Source organism: Streptomyces sp. NPDC001750, assembly GCF_042892615.1.
GTDB lineage: Bacteria > Actinomycetota > Actinomycetes > Streptomycetales > Streptomycetaceae > Streptomyces.
Genome location: NZ_JBIAUE010000007.1, coordinates 309192 through 325082 on the forward strand (window position 1 = coordinate 309192; position 15891 = coordinate 325082).

12 protein-coding genes and 1 pseudogene are annotated in these 15891 nt (G+C 66.3%); 7 read left to right on the forward strand and 6 right to left on the reverse strand.

Translation table 11 applies throughout. The features are described from left to right. The first annotated feature begins 3 nt into the window (after positions 1 to 3). Positions 4 to 4635: a putative T7SS-secreted protein gene (locus ACFYY6_RS14955; protein ID WP_351521893.1), complete on the forward strand. Its 4632-nt coding sequence runs from the start codon at positions 4 to 6 to the stop codon at positions 4633 to 4635. Further along, positions 4632 to 5114 carry a hypothetical protein gene (locus ACFYY6_RS14960; RefSeq protein WP_351521892.1) on the forward strand — a complete coding sequence of 161 codons (483 nt, stop codon included), beginning with the start codon at positions 4632 to 4634 and terminating at the stop codon, positions 5112 to 5114. Before ACFYY6_RS14955 ends, ACFYY6_RS14960 begins: the two co-directional genes overlap by 4 nt. A gap of 381 nt (positions 5115 to 5495) precedes the next feature. Here ACFYY6_RS14960 and ACFYY6_RS14965 read toward each other — a convergent pair. Beyond that, positions 5496 to 5681: pseudogene (locus ACFYY6_RS14965) on the reverse strand (hypothetical protein); the annotation flags it as partial. Between ACFYY6_RS14965 and ACFYY6_RS14970 the strand changes: the two are divergent. Beyond that, positions 5626 to 6069: a hypothetical protein gene (locus ACFYY6_RS14970; protein ID WP_351521891.1), complete on the forward strand. Its 444-nt coding sequence runs from the start codon at positions 5626 to 5628 to the stop codon at positions 6067 to 6069. The pseudogene ACFYY6_RS14965 and the gene ACFYY6_RS14970 overlap by 56 nt on opposite strands. A gap of 178 nt (positions 6070 to 6247) precedes the next feature. Here the strand turns inward: ACFYY6_RS14970 and ACFYY6_RS14975 are convergent, their stop codons facing one another. Beyond that, complete coding sequence (locus ACFYY6_RS14975) at positions 6248 to 6448, reverse strand: DUF397 domain-containing protein (RefSeq protein ID WP_351521889.1); 201 nt, start codon at positions 6446 to 6448, stop codon at positions 6248 to 6250. Next, the gene (locus ACFYY6_RS14980) at positions 6435 to 7046 is read right to left on the reverse strand and encodes a DUF5753 domain-containing protein (RefSeq protein ID WP_351626374.1); all 612 of its coding nucleotides are present in this window, start codon (positions 7044 to 7046) and stop codon (positions 6435 to 6437) included. The genes ACFYY6_RS14975 and ACFYY6_RS14980 overlap by 14 nt, the downstream gene beginning before the upstream one ends. Positions 7047 to 7073: 27 nt before the next feature. Between ACFYY6_RS14980 and ACFYY6_RS14985 the strand changes: the two genes are divergently transcribed. After that, complete coding sequence (locus ACFYY6_RS14985) at positions 7074 to 7400, forward strand: hypothetical protein (protein WP_351521887.1); 327 nt, start codon at positions 7074 to 7076, stop codon at positions 7398 to 7400. A gap of 12 nt (positions 7401 to 7412) precedes the next feature. Here the strand turns inward: ACFYY6_RS14985 and ACFYY6_RS14990 are convergent, their stop codons facing one another. Continuing rightward, complete coding sequence (locus tag ACFYY6_RS14990; protein ID WP_351521886.1) at positions 7413 to 8135, reverse strand: hypothetical protein; 723 nt, start codon at positions 8133 to 8135, stop codon at positions 7413 to 7415. 416 nt (positions 8136 to 8551) lie between these two features. On the opposite strand from ACFYY6_RS14990, the gene ACFYY6_RS14995 reads away from it, so the two are divergent. Further along, on the forward strand, positions 8552 to 9886 hold the full coding sequence (locus ACFYY6_RS14995; RefSeq protein ID WP_351521885.1) for an alpha/beta hydrolase: 1335 nt from the start codon (positions 8552 to 8554) through the stop codon (positions 9884 to 9886). Positions 9887 to 10045: 159 nt separating this feature from the next. Here the strand turns inward: ACFYY6_RS14995 and ACFYY6_RS15000 are convergent, their stop codons facing one another. Next, the gene (locus tag ACFYY6_RS15000) at positions 10046 to 10564 is read right to left on the reverse strand and encodes an SRPBCC family protein (protein ID WP_389193373.1); all 519 of its coding nucleotides are present in this window, start codon (positions 10562 to 10564) and stop codon (positions 10046 to 10048) included. A gap of 271 nt (positions 10565 to 10835) precedes the next feature. Here ACFYY6_RS15000 and ACFYY6_RS15005 point away from each other — a divergent pair, with 271 nt between their 5' ends. Then, the gene (locus ACFYY6_RS15005; protein ID WP_351521883.1) at positions 10836 to 13136 is read left to right on the forward strand and encodes an ATP-dependent RecD-like DNA helicase; all 2301 of its coding nucleotides are present in this window, start codon (positions 10836 to 10838) and stop codon (positions 13134 to 13136) included. 129 nt (positions 13137 to 13265) lie between these two features. Continuing rightward, a complete protein-coding gene (locus ACFYY6_RS15010) occupies positions 13266 to 14564 on the forward strand; it encodes a citrate synthase (protein WP_351521881.1) in 1299 nt (432 codons plus the stop codon). Positions 14565 to 15148: 584 nt separating this feature from the next. Here the strand turns inward: ACFYY6_RS15010 and ACFYY6_RS15015 are convergent. Further along, the coding region (locus ACFYY6_RS15015) for a heavy metal translocating P-type ATPase (protein WP_389193376.1) at positions 15149 to 15891 on the reverse strand (743 nt) is incomplete at its 5' end.

Genomic DNA, 15891 nt, shown 5'->3' on the forward strand with positions numbered 1-15891 from the left:
GGCGTGGACTGGGGGAAGCTCGGCGACGGACTGATCGACGGGGCCGGCCGTGTGGTCGACCAGGGCAAGGAACTCGCCGGGAAAGCGATCGACGTCGGCACCGACGTGGTGGGCGCGGGACTGGACAAGGTCGGCGCGCACGGCTGGGCGGACGGGGTCGAGGACTGGGGGGACGCGACCGCGTCCTCACTGGGAGCGGAGGTCGGGGAGCGTCAGCTCGGCCAGAGCGAGGAAGCCGATGAGCTGATCCACGGCAAACCGGAGAAGATCGCCGCGACGGTCAAGAACCTCCGAGACTTCCAGCGCGCGTTCGGTCTGGTCGGCAGCGGGATGAAACGGCTCGATTCCGGCCACTGGAAGGGCGAGGCGGCCGACGCCTTCCGGCGGAGGTTCGAGACCCTGCCGACGGACTGGCTGCGTGCGGCGGACGCGTTCGAGGACGCGGCCGGGGCCTTGGAGACGTACGCGCAGACCGTGACCAGCGCACAGGGCAAGGCCCGCGAGGCGATCGCCCTGTACAAGGAGGGCAAGCAGGACTACGAGATCGCTGCCGCCGCTTTCCGGGAGAAGGCGGAGGCGTACAACACCGCCCGCAACACCGACCATCCGCTGCCGCACCCGGGCGAGTTCTCCGACCCGGGGCAGGCCAAGCGACAGCACGCGCAGGAGATACTGCGGCATGCCCGGCAGGCGCGCGACGAGGCCGCCGAAACGGCCAAGAGCGCGATCACTGCGGCGATGGCGCACGCGCCGAAGGAACCCACCGGCCTGAACCGGCTCAAGAACGAGGCCTACGACCACGTGGTCGGACAGGGCATCGAGCTCGCCCACTTCGGCGGCGGAGTCGTCAAGGGCGGTGCCGGTCTGGTCAACTTCGTCCGCTCGCTCTCCCCGACGGACCCGTACAACCTGACCCACCCGGCCGACTACTACAAGGGCGTCCACACCACGCTCGCCGGCCTCGTCTCCACCGGCGCCCGTCCCGACCGGGCACTGAAGGGCGCCTGGGACGCGGCCAAGGAGGACCCGTCCGAATTCACCGGCCGTCTCGTCCCGGAACTGATCGGCACCAAGGGCGGCGGACTCGCACGCGGCGGCCTGCGCGCTGCCACGAGAGACGCCGCTAAACACCCCACAAGCAAGAGCCGCCAAGGACACGAGAAGAACCCCGACTCCAGCGCCAAGAAGTGCGGCGAGGTCAGGTGCGCCGGAGACCCCGTCGATGTCGCCACCGGACGCATGCTGCTTCCACAGACGGACATCGTGCTGCCGGGATCGTTGCCGCTCGTGTTCGAGCGAGTCTTCGACTCCTCGTACCGGGCCGGCCGCTGGTTCGGATCCGGCTGGTCGAGCACGGTCGACCAGCGCCTGGAGATCGATGCGGAAGGTGTGGTGTTCAGCTGCGACGAAGGCAGCCTGCTCGCCTATCCGCACCCCGCACCGGGCGTTCCCGTCATGCCCACGCACGGCCGCCGCTGGCCCCTGGACCGGGTGGACGACGGCTACACCGTCACCGACCCCGAGACCGGCCGCGTCCGGCACTTCGTCGACCAACCCAACGGCGAGCTGTCACTCCTGGACCGGATCGACGACCGCAACGGACGCTGGATCGCCTTCGAGTACGACGAGTCCGGCGTGCCAACATCGATCGTCCACCATGGCGGCTACCACCTGAAGCTGACCACCGACGACGGCAGGATCACCGCTCTCCACCTGGCGGGCGCCGCCCCGGACGGCACCGACCAGGAAATCCTCCGCTACGGCTACACCGACGGCCACCTCACCGAAGTCACCAACTCCTCAGGCAGGCCTCTGCGCTTCGGCTACGACGGGCTCGGCCGCATCACCTCGTGGACGGACACCAACGGCAGCCGGTACGAGTACGTCTACGACGAGCATGACCGCTGCGTGTACCAGACCGGCACCAACGGTCACCTCGAAGCCCGCTTCACCTGGGACGACACCGACCCCGACACGGGCCTGCGCACGACATCGATGACGAACGGCCTCGGCCACACCACGCGATACGTGATCAACGAACGCTCGCAAGTGGTGGCCGAGATCGACCCGCTGGGAGCCGTCACCCACTTCGAATACGACCGGTTCCACCGGCTGCTGTCCGTCACCGACCCCCTGGGACACGTCATCCGGTCCACCTATGACGAGCACGGTCGCATGGCGGTGGTGGAGCGCCCGGACGGCCGGGAACTGACCGCCGACTACAACGACCTGGGCCTGCCGGTACGTGTCAGAGGAGCGGACGGCCTCGTCACCCGGCAGACCTACGACGAGCGGGGCAACCGTACGTCGGTCACAGATGCCTCCGGTGCGACGACGACCTACTCGTATGACGAAGACGGACACCTTATATCCGTGACCGACGCACTGGGACACCGTTCCGTGGTGCGGTGCGACGCAGCTGGGTTGCCCTACCGGATCGTGGATCCACTGGGCGGAACAACTCAATACGAGCGGGACGCCTTCGGGCGCCCGGTATCCATGACAGACGCACTGGGAGCCGTCACCCGCTTCGCCTGGACCGTCGAGGGCAAACTCGCCCAGCAGATCGAAGCCGACAGCAGCGAGCAGTCCTGGACGTACGACGGTGAAGGCAACTGCGTCGCTCACATCGACGCCCTGGGCGGTATCTCGACCTTTGAATACGCAGATTTCGATCTGCTTGTGGCACGGACCGGTCCGGACCGAGCGCGGTACGAGTTCAGTCACGACCAGGAGCTGCGGCTTACTGGCGTGACGAATCCACAAGGTCTGACCTGGAGCTACAGCTACGATTCAGCAGGGCGTCTCATCAAAGAGGTTGATTTCGACGGACGGGTGCTCACCTACGCCTACGACGTCGCGAGCCGTTTGGTGTCGCGAATCAATGGTGCAGGGCAGATCACAAGGTTTGATCGCAACGCGTTCGGCCAGCTTATTCGTAAAGAAGCGGACGGAGTGGTCACTCACTACGAGTACGATGTCTTCGATCAGTTGGCTGGCGCATCAGGAACAGATATCACGCTGAGCCGAATGCGGGACCGCTATGGGCGCCTACAATACGAAACTGTAAACGGCCGGCTTCTTTCCTACGAGTACGACACTCTAGGACGCCGCATCAGCAGGAGGACTCCCGCCGGATCTGTCAGTACCTGGACCTACGATGCAGCGGGTCGGCGTGACGAACTGACAACGGCCAGTCGTGCGATCACCTTTGAACGAGATGCGGCAGGCCAGGAAGTGACACGGTACATAGGATCAGAAGCTGTGCTCAGAAACGAGTTCGACCTCATGGGGCGCCTCGTCAGTCAGGACGTCACGACGATGAACCGCACTTTTCAGCACCGCTCCTACTCGTACCGTGCCGATGGGAATCTCACCGGCGTTATTGACCGGCTTCGCGGGAGTCGCACTTTTGAACTGGACGTGATGGGCAGGGTTACGGCCGTACACGCCTCGAACTGGACCGAGCGGTACGCGTATGACACCACCGGGAATCAGGCTGAGGCGACCTGGCCAACTGCACATCCGAGCCAGGATGCGGTCGGGGCCCGTACCTACGTTGGCACGCGCATCAGCGAGGCGGGAAACACCCGATATGAGTACGACAAGCAGGGGCGGATGGTGCTTCGCCAGAAACTGCGACTTTCCCGTGGGCCCGAAACGTTGCGATTCGTTTGGGACGCGGAGGATCGACTCACTTCGGTAATATTGCCGGATGGGACGTCTTGGCGCTACCAGTACGATCCACTAGGTCGTCGCCTGGCCAAGCGCCATCTTGCCAAGGGCGGAGAAAAAATCCTGGAACAGGTTTTCTTTACCTGGGACGACGCGCAACTCTGTGAGCAAATGACGACTGGCGAAGGTCTGCCCAACCCTGTTGTGCTTACCTGGGACTACGAGGGAACGCGCCCGCTGGCACAAATGGAACGCATTTTCGCAGAAGGTTCACCGCAAGAAGTCCTCGAAGAGAGATTCTTCACTGTTGTTACTGATTTGATCGGCGCACCGAGTGAGCTTATTGGCGAGCTTGGGGAACTGGCTTGGAGTGCTCGAACGACGCTTTGGGGTTCCACTGCCTGGGCGTCCAGGAGCACGGCATATATCCCACTCCGGTTCCCTGGTCAGTATTTTGACCCAGAGACGGGGCTGCATTATAACTTCCACAGGTACTACGACCCCGAAACGGCCCGATACGTAACTGTTGACCCGTTGGGTCTCGAGCCGGCCCCCAATGCCCTGACCTATGTGGAAAACCCGCATACCTGGGCTGATCCGTTAGGATTGAAGCCCTGCAAGATTCGTGTGTCTCCCGTGGCATCGGACTGGGCTACCAAGGGTGCCCACATACACTTCCCTTTGAAAAAGAAACCGGGCCTCGAAGATGAGGTGCGAATTTTCGTGGATGACAATGGAAATATTGCGGGACATCCCATCAGGCTCGAACACGGATGGGCTTCGGATAAGAGCGTTCAGGCAGCTGTGGATGCAGTGAATACCGATCCTAAACTGCGTGCAGATCTTCTCGTGAAATCCAAGGCGGCTCGGGAGCATATGCTCGATCACAACTGGGGGAATAAGAAAAATCGGGCAGATGAAATGAAAGCGCTCATTGATAAGTTGGAGGAATGGTCGTGAGTGCCGTAGAGCTGATCGCTTCATTCGTTGCGACGGGGCGGCTGTACGGGGTCGGTGTCGGCTCCACTCTGGAAGAGTTGCAGCAGAGGATAAAGTTTGATTTTGTAGACGTCCTCGATGAGGATGGTGATTCAATGAGGCGCGACTATGGATTCATTGAATTCTATCTGAACTCGGGTCAGAACTGGACTGTGTCCGGCGGCTCCATTGAGATGCATAGACTGGTTGTGCACGAAGAGTTGATCGAACAATGGTGTGCCGCAATGGGGGAAGAATTCCCTAAATTCCTTGGATGGGATGAGCTGCGCACCGAGATTTCCAGGCTTCCGGACGCTCCCGCCTTTCGGCTGATCGACCAAGGTGATTTTCTGGAATATCGTGCGCCCATGGCAAAGGTGTCTGTCCTGGTCAACAACGACCATGAAGAACGCGGTGATTGGCTTGGGCATGGAGATGTGTGGAGTATCAGCCTCGGCTGATATTGATCCGAAACGCCTGGGATTCGGTCCGTTGTTGGTGTGTGAGCGATCTGATGAGGGATGCGCGGACCTGGTCGCAGGACGCGCAGCAGGCTGTGCGGTTGCTGGCGGTGTCCGTGCCGGTGGAGGGTTGGGACCGGGCCGAGAGCGTCCGGACGGTTGTGTAGCGCTTCCAGCAGCCCGGCGAGAGGCGTCAGGGCCGCCCGGGCGGCCGTGGTGAAACGTTCCGCGCGGGTGGGCGCGGTGAGTTGGGCGAGGAGGTGCGCCGTGCCGGTGTAGCCGCCCGCCAGGTCCGCGGCCATCGGGCCCAGTCGCCAGTAGCGTGTGCGGGCCGGCATCCGCCATGTCCGCGATCTTGCGCAGCTGTTCCGCCATCACGGCCGGGTCGCCGATCTGACGGCGGAGCGCCGCTTCGCCGAGCAGCGTCCAGGCAACCGGTGTTCGTGACTCGGTGAGGATCCGACCGTATTCCGCGTGACTGACAACGCACTCGCCAAGTTGTCCTACCTCAATGGCGAATATTGGCGAATATTCCTTCCCGTCGCAGGAGGTTGATGCGAAGCTTATCGGCTTTTACCGAGAAATGAATCCTGAATACGAATCTTCCTGGGGAGGGCCTATTCCTTCCCCCGAATCAGGTGCGGGAAAGTATCCGGTTCGCGACGTAGTCAATTACCTGAAGTCGGGTTACCTCATCTTCGATGTTATGGAAATGACTACGGATGTCATTCAAGAAGCCTTCCGTGTGCCAGGTGGATCATCGTTGCTCACCGACGGTCATTTTGTTTGGCGTGAGGACTTGGCGCCACACGTCGAGCGATACGTTATCGACCTGCCGCAGGAGTTCCTTGACGCTGCGCGAAGCCACGGCTTCCGTACTCCTCCCAGCGATCACGAGGTACTCCTGGAGATCTCCATCGAAGCAAGCAGAACGCTGGGGTTCCGCCCTGCGTGAAGCAGTCCCGTCGGGGAGGCCGCGGCTGACTACGGACACATGCTTGCGGTTCGGGCCGTCTGCGGCCTTGTGGCAGCCCTGTATGTCTCGCCAGGAGCGAGGGATGCCATTGCCATGAATGGCACGACCGTAATCAGGTCGCGGCGGCGTGCGGTTGCGCGGCTCGACGTAGGGCGATTCAGGCGTCGAGGCTGCCGTCCTTGACCGCTGTGACGAACGCCGTCCAGCCGCAGGCGGAGAGTACGAGTACGGGGCCGTTCAGGGTCTTGTTGTCGGGGACGGTGGCGTGGCCGCGGGCGACCTCAAGGCACTCGCCCTGGTTCGCCCCGCTGTAGCTGGATTTATGCCACCCAGTGAAGGCGTGTTCAGCGCTGTGCATGTTCGTGTTCCTCCGCGATGGCTCTGACGAGGGCCACAGACTTTCGATGTGGGACCGCGTCTCCCAGGGCGAGAGCGTCGTCCGTGTGGCAGGCATCAACCAGCGCCGGATCATCGATCAGATTCCCTGTGTAGAGGCCTTCGGCGTAGGCAATCGGTGCGGCGTTCCTGAAGTTCAGCAGATAGAGCATCCCTTTCAGCAGTGCGTGAGCACCGGCGTCGAAGGTCAGGACGTGGAGGCGCAGACGCCCGCTCTCAGCCATGTCTGCGACTGTGCGCAGTTGTTCTGCCATGACGAGTGGCCCGCCGACGCGTCGCCTGAGCACGGATTCGTCGAGGAGGGTCCAGGCGATGGGGCCGGACAGCGTCTGGAGGAGCTTTGCGCGTGCCAGACGATTCGCCACCGCCTTGTCGAGGTCGTCCTGGGTGAAGTTGGTGCGTGCCGACTGGAAGACGGCACGGGCGTACGCGGGGGTCTGAAGCAGCCCGGGGACGAGCTGCCCAACTGCCGGATCTCCGCAGCCTCGCGCTCCAGCTCGGCAACCGACCCTGGCTGTTGCCCGGCCGTACTCGTGTGTGTACGTGGCTGGTCCCGTCACCGTTCACCGAGCGGTGGAGGCCGCCGCGTGACCGGGCAGGCGGGAGAGGCGGACGGCTGCAGCGGCGCCGTGCGACTGCTGCCCTGGACCAGGGCGGACGGCGGGCCGTGTTACGCCATCGGGGACGGCACCGGCCATGTGTCGCGGATGGCCGACGGCGTCGAGAGCATTCAGCTCGGCATGGCGGACGACCTGCTCGGCCATGCCGACGACCTGTTGGCGGACCGGCGGGTGGCCGGCAGCGAACTGCACTTCCTGGCCTCGCGGTTGACGGAGTCCCTGCGGGACGTCAAACGGGTCGCCGAGAGCAGGGGAGCCCGGCTCGTGCAGTTGACCGGACAGGGCCCCCAGTGACGTGGACAGAGGTCACAACGCCGCTGCTCCGGAGGTCAGCCAGATGACCAGCCTGATCAGAACGAGCACGTCGACCACGGTTCCGGCGATGAGCGGCACGCTGCTCGTGCGGCGCAGGAGGAGGCGGATGCCGCACCAGGCTCCGTAGGCCGCCAGGCCGGTCGAGGCGAGCAGGAGGAGGGCCGTCAGCCATCCCGTCCCGTTCAGCCGGGTGAAAAGGACGATGACGACATAGGCCAGCAACAGTTGCGGGAACCCCAGCAGCCACACCTTCCTGACGTCGGCCGCGTCGGGGATCGTGGGGAACGGGGTGGCGGCCGGTCGCGGTGATGCGGCGGTCGGTGCGGAGGGCGGGAACGGCGGTGGGGAACCCGCGCCGGCACGCGAGCGGCGGGCAGTGGCCCCCGGCGAGCCGGCCGTGACGTGCGGGGGAGCGGCGGGCGGCTTCGGCGGAGCAGGGGGCGGCGGGACGGGGGCGGGCGGGTTCAGGGCTCTGTGCAGCAGGGCGGCGAAGTCCGGGTCGGCGCGTAGTTCGTCGGCGAGGACGGAATCGACGATGCTCGCCGTTCCCTCGTCGGGCCGTTCCTGGAAGCGGGCCAGTGCCGAGGCCCCCAGGGAGTCCTGCCCGAGACGGCCCCACACCAGTTCTCGTACCGCTGCCCGTTGCCGGTCCGGGACCGGCGCGTTCCCGCTCAGCACTCGCACCGCACGCACGGCCAGTTCCGAAGCCTGCATGTACGACCTCCCCCTGTGACCGGACGTCTCGGTGTGAAACGCGGAGTCTTCTCAATCGTACGGTCTGGCAAGGGAGTTGGGGGCGGTGTTGGGTACGTCCTGTCGTCGGTTCCCGGAGCGCACGAAGCGACCGGGAGTGTTCCCCGCGGCGACGACGCGTGCTCCGGGGGCGACACCTGGGAGGGAGAGCAGCGTGTTGTGGACAGACGCCATCCCTACGCCGTGCTCACAGGTTCCTGACAAGTACGGACCAGGGTGGGGCGTCCGTCCGCGACGCACGTAGTACAGCGGACCCGCCGCGGTCGGCCGCGTGAAGCGAAGCGGTCGAGGTGAGCACGGTCGAAGCGAAGTCGATCGATGCGAAGCGGTCGAGGTGAGCACGGTCGAAGTGAAGCGATCTGAGAGGCAGGACGTAGATGGCGGTGAAGAAGCACGGCGGCAGGGCATTCGGCGGCCGAGGTCGCGCAGCGGTCCTTGCCGCGGGTGCCGTTGTGGTCGCGCTCACGGCGATGACCCCCGCACTGGCCGTGAGCGGTGGGTCCGTTTCCGTGCCGGGTGCGGCCAGGACGGCCGCGGGGGCCGGTTCGCCGTCGGTGGGGCGGGCCGTGTACGACCTGGGCGACCTGGCTTTCGCCCCGGGGGCGCCATACGAGGGGAAGAGCGAGATCGCCGCGGTGGTGCACTATCCCGACGGGCCGGGCGAGAAGGGGCTGGCCCGGGGCAGGCACCCGCTGATCGTCATGCAGCACGGGCAGTGGCCCACCTGCGCGGATCGTGCCGCGCAGAACGCGTTGGTGAAGGCGCAGAAGGCACTGGCCCTCGCGGAGAAGCCCGGGGACGAGGCCGAGGCGGCCAGGCAGCAGGCGGTCATCGACGGGATGAGCGAGCGGTTGTGGGCCTGGCCCTGCCGGGCGGGGATTCCTCCGCTGCCGAGCAGTGCGGGCTACGACTATCTGGCCGAGAACCTGGCCCGGCAGGGCTTCGTCGTGGTGTCCATGGGAGCCAACGGCATCAATGCGACCAGTGGCGGCCAGGCGGATTCGGTGTACCAGGCGCGTGCCGCCCTCGTCAACAAGCATCTGGACCTGTGGCGACAACTCGACGCGGGCAAGGGGCCGTTGATGGGGAAAGTCAAGGATCCGCGGACCGGGCGGGCCAGTGACGCCCCCTTCACGGGGCACCTGGATCTGCAACGAGTCGGCACCCTCGGTCACTCCATGGGCGGCGGAGGCGTGATGCAACAGGTCTCCGACGAGCGGCACGGCGACTGGCCCGCGGGGGTGAAGGTCAAGGCGGCTGTCGGCCTCGCGCCCACCGCCACGTGGGAGAACGAGCCGGTCACCAAAGTCCCGCTGGCCGTGCTGTGGGGGACGTGCGACCAGGTCAACACCGGTGAGTACGTGAAGTGGAACAGGAAGGACAACAAGGCGCCGCTCCATGGCATCACCCTCACGGGCGGCAACCACAACTACTTCAACACCCAGTGGTCGCCGGGCAGCGGCCAGGTGGCCGGTGCGAACGACGCGATCCCTGGCGAGCAGCGCGGCCGGTGCGTCTCGCAGGACGGTACGAACCAGCAGCACCAGGGGCTCGACGAGGCCACCCAGCGCCGGATCGCCACGAGCTACACCGTCGCCTTCTTCCGTCGTTACCTCATGGGCGACATGTCGACTCAGCCGCTCCTGACCGGTCGGGAGAAGCCGGCCGGCGTGCCGGACGTGGTGAAGGTGGAGTACGTGAAGCCCCACTGAGGCCCAACGAGGCTCCGCCGAAGCCCGCCGAAGCCGCACCGATTCGGTGCGGCTTCGGCGGCGGTCCTTCCGGCCTCGGCGCCGGTCGGCCACCGGCCCGCCTCGGCCACCGGGCCCGCCTCGGCCCGGTCGTTCCGGCCCGGCGTCGGCCTTTCCGGTTCAGCCGCCGCTTCGACCGTCCTTCTCGGCGAGCGTCTTGATGCCGTCGAGGGTGGTCTCCATTCCGGCACGCAGGTCCTTCAGCCGGAAGGCGATGATCTCCTCTTCCCGGTCCGGCATCTTCTCGATGGCCACGGTGAGCCCGCTGCGACCCGGCCCGAGGCGGACCGTCTGCCGCAACAGGGTGCCCCTGCCCTCGGCCTCGATCTCGTAGCGCCAGGACGCCAGGCACCGCTCCGGGGCCAGCGTCGCCTCGCCGTACCGCCCGTTCGCGTCCAGGACGACCCAGGTGAACGCGCGCCGCTCCTCAATCTCGGTCACCTGGGAGACGGTCTGCCACTTGCCGAGCCTCTCGTTGTGGTTGAAGCCCTCGAAGCGCGCACCCACCACGGGACCGTCCGCCCCGTCGAGCCAGACGACGCGCTTCAACTCCGGGCTGAACCGGGTCGGCAGGTGGATGTCCGTCACCATTTCCCACACCCGCGGCACTGCCGCCTCGACATGGACGGCACACTGCATGCTCGGATCATCGGCGTATCTCAAAGCATCCCCCTCTTTGATCTTCCTTTGATCTTCTGGCTCTTCGAAGGCGCTCCCCTCCTTCCTCCGGAGGCGCCCTCCTCGTCGCGCCCATTGATCATTCCGATCGTGCTCCCCGTGCGCAACGGTCCGGGCCCGATCCCCCGGAGGAGCCCACGAAGCGCCCGGGGAGTGGCATTCCGAGCCGTGCCCCCTGCGCCCGACGAGGCCCCCGCCCCGCGATGTCGGTGCCGCCAGATACCGTCGGAGCATGTCCAACATGGCGGTCCTCGAAGGTGTGCTGGAGCGCATCACGTACGCCAACGAGGAGAACGGGTACACCGTCGCCCGCGTCGACACCGGCCGGGGTGCGGGGGAGTTGCTGACCGTGGTCGGTTCGCTGCTCGGTGCCCAGGTGGGGGAGTCCCTGCGGATGGAGGGACGCTGGGGGTCGCACTCCCAGTACGGCAAGCAGTTCGTCGTGGAGAACTACACGACCGTGCTGCCCGCCACCATCCAGGGCATACGCCGCTACCTCGGCTCCGGCCTGATCAAGGGCATCGGCCCGGTGATGGCGGACCGGATCACCACGCATTTCGGCGTCGACACCCTCGACATCATCGAGAACGAGCCGAAGCGCCTGGTCGAGGTCCCCGGACTCGGACCGAAGCGGACGAAGATGATCGCGGCGGCCTGGGAGGAGCAGAAGGCGATCAAGGAGGTCATGGTCTTCCTCCAGGGCGTCGGCGTCTCCACCTCCATCGCCGTGCGCATCTACAAGAAGTACGAGGACGCCTCGATCTCCGTCGTGAAGAACCAGCCCTACCGGCTGGCCGCCGACGTCTGGGGCATCGGCTTCCTCACCGCCGACAAGATCGCCCAGGCCGTCGGCATCCCGCACGACAGCCCGGAGCGGGTCAAAGCGGGATTGCAGTACGCGCTGTCGCAGTCCACCGACCAGGGGCACTGTTTCCTCCCCGAGGAACGGCTGATCGCGGACGGGGTGAAGCTGCTTCAGGTCGATACGGGACTGGTCATCGACTGCCTCGCCGAACTGGCCGAGGACCCGGAGGGCGTCGTACGGGAGAAGGTGCCGTCGCCCGAGGGCGGCGAGATGGTCACCGCCATCTACCTCGTGCCGTTCCACCGGGCCGAGGTCTCGCTCGCCGCGCAGGTGCGGCGGCTGCTGCGGACGCCCGAGGAGCGGTTGCCGGCCTTCCAGGACGTGGACTGGGACAAGGCCCTGGCCTGGCTCGCGACGCGCACGGGGGCGGCGCTCGCCCCGGAGCAGGAGGCAGCGGTGCGGCTCGCGCTCAGCCGCAAGGTTGCCGTGCTGACCGGAGGCCCCGGCTGCGGGAAGTCGTTCACCGTCCGGTCCATCGTGGAGCTGGCCCGGGTCAAGCGGGCCAAGGTGGTGCTGGCCGCGCCCACCGGGCGGGCGGCCAAACGGCTCTCCGAGCTGACCGGGGCCGAGGCGTCGACCGTGCACCGGCTCCTGGAGCTCAAGCCGGGCGGCGACGCCGCGTACGACCGGGACCGGCCGCTGGACGCCGATCTCGTCGTCGTCGACGAGGCGTCGATGCTCGATCTGCTGCTCGCCAACAAGTTGCTGAAGGCGGTGGCACCCGGTGCCCATCTGCTGCTCGTCGGGGACGTCGACCAGCTCCCGTCGGTCGGCGCGGGGGAGGTGCTGCGCGACCTCCTCGCCGACGGCGGCCCCGTTCCGGCGGTCCGGCTGACCACGATCTTCCGCCAGGCCCAGCAGTCCGGGGTGGTCACCAACGCACACCGGATCAACTCCGGGGTGCCGCCCCTCACCCAGGGCCTCAAGGACTTCTTCCTCTTCGTGGAGGACGAGACCGAGGACGCGGGCAGGCTCGCGGTGGACGTGGCGGCCCGGCGCATCCCGGCCAGGTTCGGCCTGGACGCGCGGCGCGACGTGCAGGTCCTCGCCCCGATGCACCGGGGACCGGCCGGCGCGGGCGTGCTCAACGGGCTGCTCCAGCAGGCCATCACGCCGGGCCGGCCCGACCTGCCCGAGAAGCGCTTCGGCGGCCGGGTCTTCCGGGTCGGCGACAAGGTCACCCAGATCCGCAACAACTACGACAAGGGCGAGAACGGCGTCTTCAACGGCACGGTCGGCATCGTCACCGCCCTCGACCAGGACGAACAGAAGCTGACGGTCCTCACCGACGAGGACGAGAAGATCGATTACGACTTCGACGAGCTCGACGAGCTGGCCCACGCCTACGCCATGACGATCCATCGCTCCCAGGGCAGCGAGTACCCCGCCGTCGTCATCCCCGTCACCAGGAGCGCCTGGATGATGCTCCAGAGGAACCTGCTCTACACCGCGGTGACCAGGGCCAAGAAGCTCGTCGTCCTGGTCGGCTCACGGCAGGCGATCGGCCAGGCGGTCCGCACGGTTTCCGCGGGCAGACGCTGTACGGCGCTGGATTTCCGGCTGGCGGGAGCCTCCGGCGGAGGGTTCCCGGAAAAAATGATCGATCAAATCGGTGGGAAACATCACGCAGCCCTTCCGGAACCGGAACGGACGGGGCAGGATGAGTAGGCTCGCGGCACTCAGTGCCGCGAGTAGGTCCAATGGACGACCTCGAGTGCACTCTCCTGAGCCGAATGGGGGAGGGTGGAGATAGTCAGGGAACCTCGAAGAAGAGGCACTACGTCGGTGAGGGATGACGTGAGCGAGCACACCAACAACGCTGTAGTACTGCGGTACGGCGACGGCGAGTACACCTACCCGGTGATCGAGAGCACCGTCGGGGACAAGGGCTTCGACATCGGGAAGCTCCGCGCCAACACCGGTCTGGTGACGCTGGACAGCGGATACGGCAACACCGCGGCCTATAAATCCGCCATCACCTACCTCGATGGCGAGCAGGGCATTCTGCGCTACCGCGGCTACCCCATCGAGCAGCTCGCCGAGCGCTCGACGTTCCTCGAGGTCGCGTACACCCTCATCAACGGTGAGCTCCCCAAGGTCGACGAGCTGTCGGCCTTCAAGAACGAGATCACCCAGCACACGCTGCTGCACGAGGACGTCAAGCGGTTCTTCGACGGATTCCCGCGCGACGCCCACCCGATGGCCATGCTGTCCTCGGTGGTCAGTGCGCTGTCCACGTTCTACCAGGACAGCCACAACCCGTTCGACGAGGAGCAGCGCCACCTCTCGACGATCCGGCTGCTGGCCAAGCTGCCGACGATCGCCGCGTACGCGTACAAGAAGTCGATCGGCCACCCCTTCGTCTACCCGCGCAACGACCTCGGGTACGTCGAGAACTTCCTGCGCATGACCTTCTCGGTCCCCGCCCAGGAGTACGAGCTGGACCCGGTCGTCGTCTCCGCGCTCGACAAGCTGCTCATCCTGCACGCGGACCACGAGCAGAACTGTTCGACCTCCACCGTGCGTCTGGTCGGCTCCTCGCAGGCGAACATGTTCGCCTCGATCTCCGCCGGCATCTCGGCGCTGTGGGGCCCGCTGCACGGCGGCGCCAACCAGTCGGTGCTGGAGATGCTGGAGGGCATCCAGGCCAACGGCGGCGATGTCGACTCCTTCATCACCAAGGTGAAGAACAAGGAGGACGGCGTCCGGCTGATGGGCTTCGGCCACCGCGTCTACAAGTCCTTCGACCCGCGCGCCAAGATCATCAAGGCCGCCGCCCACGACGTGCTGTCCGCGCTCGGCAAGTCCGACGAGCTGCTCGACATCGCGCTGAAGCTGGAGGAGCACGCGCTCTCCGACGAGTACTTCGTCGCGCGCAACCTCTACCCCAACGTGGACTTCTACACCGGTCTCATCTACCGGGCCATGGGCTTCCCGACCGAGATGTTCACCGTGCTGTTCGCGCTCGGCCGCCTCCCGGGCTGGATCGCCCAGTGGCACGAGATGATCAAGGAGCCGGGTTCCCGCATCGGCCGCCCGCGCCAGATCTACACCGGCGAGGTCCTGCGCGACTTCGTCCCGGTCGAGAGCCGCTGAGTCCGAGCGGACCGAGCCCGAGCCGATCGAGCCCGGGCGGACCGGTCCCGAGCCATTGAGGCTCGTGACACCTCTGAGGCTCGTGGCACCTCGCACCATTCCGGCCGCCGGCCGGCCGGTTGGTCTTCGCCCCGTGTACCGCGCTGTCGCACAGAGCGCGGAGCACGGGGCGATTCGCGTTCGGGGCAGTCCGCGTTGCGGGGTGGGTGGCGGGCAGGGAGAAGCGCCCCGCCGTCGATCCCCCCACGGGCCGACAACGAGGCGCTTCCCATATCCCGGAGCGGATTCCCCCCACGGGATCCGGCCGGGTGTCTGCGGGAGCCGAGGCTCCTGGGCATACCCTCGCCCACTGCGAACTGCGTTCTTCACTTGTACTTCCGGTGCGATCTGCCGGGGTACGTACGCACGGGAGGGCCGCTCAAAGCTCCCCGGTGCACGTGCCCCGGCCAACGCTTGCCCGAAGCGTCCCCCAAGACGCTTCGCCGGATGTCCCCCAAGACATCCTTTGGCATCGCACTCTTAGACTCGCGAACCCATCGGATGGTTACCCTCAAATCGATGTGATCTAAGTCTCTTTGTGGAAGTTACGTGAAGGCACGCAACCGCAGGCTGTTCGTCACGACGAAGACCGATGAGAGTGCCATCGCCGCTCCGGCAATCATAGGGTTGAGCAGCCCAAATGCCGCAAGGGGCAGGGCGGCGACGTTATAACCGAATGCCCAGAGAAGATTGCCCTTGATGGTGGTCAGGGTGCGCCGCGAGAGCCTGATCGCATCGGCCGCCACCTTGAGATCTCCACGAACGAGCGTGAGATCGCTCGCCTCGATCGCTGCGTCCGTGCCGGTCCCCATGGCCAGCCCGAGATCGGCCGTGGCCAGGGCGGCCGCGTCGTTGACCCCGTCGCCGACCATGGCGACGGAGCGCCCGTGGGACTGGAGTTCCTTGACGACGTCGACCTTGTCCTCGGGCATGACCTCCGCGTACACCGTGTCGATCCCGACCTCGGCCGCGACGGCCTCGGCCACCGCCCGGTTGTCGCCGGTCAGCAGAACGGGACGCAGGCCGAGCGCGCGCAGTTCGGCGACGGCCTCCGCGCTGGAGCTCTTGACGGCGTCGGCGACCTCCAGGACCGCACGCGCCTCGCCGTCCCAGGCGACCACGATCGCGGTACGGCCCCGGCCCGCCGCGTGCGCCACGGCTCCCGCCAGATCGGCGGGGATCCCGATGCCCGCCTTCGCGAGCAGTTGTTCGCGGCCGACGAGGACGGCGTGGCCGTCGACGACGCCCTGGACGCCGAGTCCGGGGACGTTGGCGAAGTCCTCGGGGG

Coding starts and splice junctions, on each gene's coding strand:
- ACFYY6_RS14970 (WP_351521891.1), top strand. CDS start 5,626: ATGGCGAATATTGGCGAATATTCCTTCCCGTCGCAGGAGGTTGATGCG.
- ACFYY6_RS14975 (WP_351521889.1), bottom strand. CDS start 6,448: ATGCACAGCGCTGAACACGCCTTCACTGGGTGGCATAAATCCAGCTAC.
- ACFYY6_RS14990 (WP_351521886.1), bottom strand. CDS start 8,135: ATGCAGGCTTCGGAACTGGCCGTGCGTGCGGTGCGAGTGCTGAGCGGG.
- ACFYY6_RS14995 (WP_351521885.1), top strand. CDS start 8,552: ATGGCGGTGAAGAAGCACGGCGGCAGGGCATTCGGCGGCCGAGGTCGC.
- ACFYY6_RS15000 (WP_389193373.1), bottom strand. CDS start 10,564: ATGCAGTGTGCCGTCCATGTCGAGGCGGCAGTGCCGCGGGTGTGGGAA.
- ACFYY6_RS15005 (WP_351521883.1), top strand. CDS start 10,836: ATGTCCAACATGGCGGTCCTCGAAGGTGTGCTGGAGCGCATCACGTAC.